Annotated in this window: 2 protein-coding genes; one reads left to right on the top strand and one right to left on the bottom strand. The window is 72.7% G+C overall.

The window, feature by feature from the left end:
- A partial coding sequence (locus GA0115259_RS35210; RefSeq protein ID WP_176732768.1) for an FAD-binding and (Fe-S)-binding domain-containing protein occupies window positions 1-1881 on the top strand: 1881 nt, incomplete at its 5' end.
- Window positions 1882-1910: 29 nt separating this feature from the next.
- Here the strand turns inward: GA0115259_RS35210 and GA0115259_RS35205 are convergent.
- On the bottom strand, window positions 1911-2839 hold a 929-nt coding region (locus GA0115259_RS35205; protein WP_237540722.1), incomplete at its 5' end, for an alpha/beta fold hydrolase.

The following is a 2839-nucleotide window of genomic DNA, read 5'->3' as shown; positions in this document are numbered from 1 at the left end:
GTGGTGGACGATCCGGCCGCGCAGCGGGCCCTGTGGCGGGTACGGGAGGACGCGGCGGGCACCGCGACCCGTATGGCGGACGGCAGCGAGGCATGGCCCGGCTGGGAGGACTGCGCGGTGCCACCCGCCCGGCTCGGCGCGTATCTGCGCGACTTCCGCGCCCTGCTGGCCGGACACGGTCTGCGCGGCACACCGTACGGGCACTTCGGCGACGGCTGTATCCATGTCCGTATCGACTTCGACCTGCTGAGCGAGGACGGCGTACGGCGCTTCCGCCGCTTCTCCGAGGAGGCGGCGGCGCTGGTGGTCGCGCACGGTGGCTCGCTGTCGGGCGAGCACGGCGACGGGCTGGCGCGCTCCGAGCTGCTGTCGAAGATGTACGGAGACGAACTGGTCGGGCTCTTCCGGCAGTTCAAGGATGTCTGGGACCCGGCGGGCGGTATGAATCCGGGCGTGCTCGCCCGGCCCGCCCGGCTCGACGAGAATCTCCGCTTCTCCGTACTGCCGCGCGAGCGCGTCGACGTCGCCTTCGGCTATCCGCACGACGGACCGGGCGGCGGCGACTTCTCGGCGGCCGTACGCCGATGTGTCGGAGTGGCGAAGTGCCGGGTGGCCGGGCCGAGTTCGGGGCCGGGCGTGATGTGTCCCTCGTTCCGTGCGACGGGCGAGGAACAGCACTCCACGCGCGGGCGCGCCCGGCTGCTCCACGAGATGCTCGCGGGCGAGGTGGTCACGGACGGCTGGCGCTCGGCGGAGGTACGGGACGCGCTTGATCTCTGTCTGTCCTGCAAGGGCTGCCGCAGCGACTGTCCGGTGGGCGTGGACATGGCCACCTACAAGGCGGAGTTCCTGTACCACCACTATCGCGGGCGGCGACGGCCCGCCGCGCACTACGCGATGGGCCGGCTGCCGGTCTGGCTCAGGGCGGCGGCACAGTTCTCTTACGTCGTGCCGGTGCTGAACGCGGCGGCGCGGGTGCCGCTGCTGGCGGGCCCGGCCAAGCGGCTGGCCGGTATCGCTCCGGAACGTACGATTCCACGGCTCGCGCCCGAGACCTTCGGCCGGTGGCTGAGGCGCCGTATGAAGGGCAGGGCCGAGGTGTTCGACCACGGCCGTACGGTGATCCTGTGGCCCGACACCTTCACCGAGCACCTCGCGCCGTCGGTCGGACAGGCGGCGGTACGGGTACTGGAGGCGGCCGGTGTCGGGATCGTGGTGCCGCCGGGCGAGCGTGGCGGCCAGCGCGGGCGCGGCGGCCGGGTGTGCTGCGGGCTGACGTATGTCTCGACGGGCCAGCTCGATCAGGCCCGTACGGTGATGCGCCGCACGCTGGACCGGCTTGAACCGCTGCTCGACCTGGAGCTGCCGGTGCTCGTCCTGGAACCGAGCTGCGCCGCCACGCTCACGACCGATCTGCCGGAGCTGCTGCGCGGCGATCCGCGCGCGGCGCGGCTGGCCGCGTCCGTACGCACCTTCGCCCAGGCGCTGGAGGAGTGCGCGCCGGAGTGGGAGCCGCCTCGGCTGGACCGCCCGGTCGCCGGCCAGACCCACTGCCACCAGCACGCGGTCCTCGGTGACGCGGCGGACCGGCGGTTGCGTGAACGGGCGGGTCTGACCGGCGAGTTGAGCGGAGGCTGCTGCGGACTCGCGGGCAACTTCGGTTTCGAACGCGGCCACTACGAGGTGTCGGTGGCCTGCGCGGAGGACCAGCTCCTGCCTTCGGTGAGGGCTGCGGGGCCGGAGGCGGAGGTTCTCGCGGACGGTTTCTCCTGCCGTACACAGCTCGACCAGCTGGGCGGGCACCGTGCACGGCATGTGGCGGAGGTGCTGGCGGAGGCACTGGGGGAGAGTCCGGCGGACGGTCCGGGCGCGGCGCGGTGACGGTGGATCAGCTCGCCGTCAGCTCTCGGTCAGCTTTCGGTGGGTCGGCGTCTGCGGACCACCGAGACCATGCCCGCACCGGCGACGACGGCCGCACCGGTCGCGTCGGCGGTGATCGGAGCCGTAGGGCCCGTAGAGCCGGTGGAGGCCGTAGACCCTACGGAGCCCGTCGCTGCCAGGGCCGTTCTGGTCCGCTCCCTGATGGACGACCGGGACCCGGCCGCGTCCAGGATCAGGTCCGTGACCGCCTTCGGATGGGCGAGCATCGCGGCATGCGGCGAGTCGATCTCCACGGTGTGGGAGCGGGCCCGCCGGGCCTCGAAGCGCTGCAACTCCGGTGGGATGGCCCGGTCCTGGCGGGAGACCAGGGCCCAGGACGGGATGCTCCGCCAGGCGACGGGACCGGCCGCGTCGCTGAACGCCCGTGCGTCGATGGGCCGTTGAGAGGCCGCGAGCACCGCCGTGGTGGCGAGCGGAAGCGAGGCGGCGAACACCGGGCGGTACAGCTCGGGCTTGACATGGAGATCGGTGCCGACGGATCCGTCCGGCCCGGTGAACGGCACCGGCTTCAGGGCCGGAGTGAGTTCGCTGCCGGGAAACCTGTCGATCAGGACCGAGAGGACCTCGCCCTTGTCGGGCACCAGCGCGTTGATGTACACGAGCGCCTTGACCTGGGGATTGCCGACCGCCGCGCCGCTGATCACCGCGCCGGCGTAGGAGTGGCCGACCAGGACGATCGGGCCCTCGATGCTTCTGAGGACGCTTGCGATGTACGCCGTGTCACCGGCCAGGCCCCGGAGCGGATTGGCGGGCGCCATGACGCGGTAGCCGTCGCTCTGGAGGCGCGGGACGATCTCGCGCCAGCTCGACGCGTCGGCGAAGGCGCCGTGCACCAGCACGATCGTCGGCCGGGCGGTGCCGCCGCCACGGTTCGCGGGCGCGATGGCCGCGGCGCCGA

This window comes from Streptomyces sp. MnatMP-M17 (genome assembly GCF_900091995.1).
GTDB lineage: Bacteria > Actinomycetota > Actinomycetes > Streptomycetales > Streptomycetaceae > Streptomyces.
The sequence above is the reverse complement of the archived record's forward strand: the minus strand, read 5'-3'. Positions and strand labels throughout refer to the sequence as shown.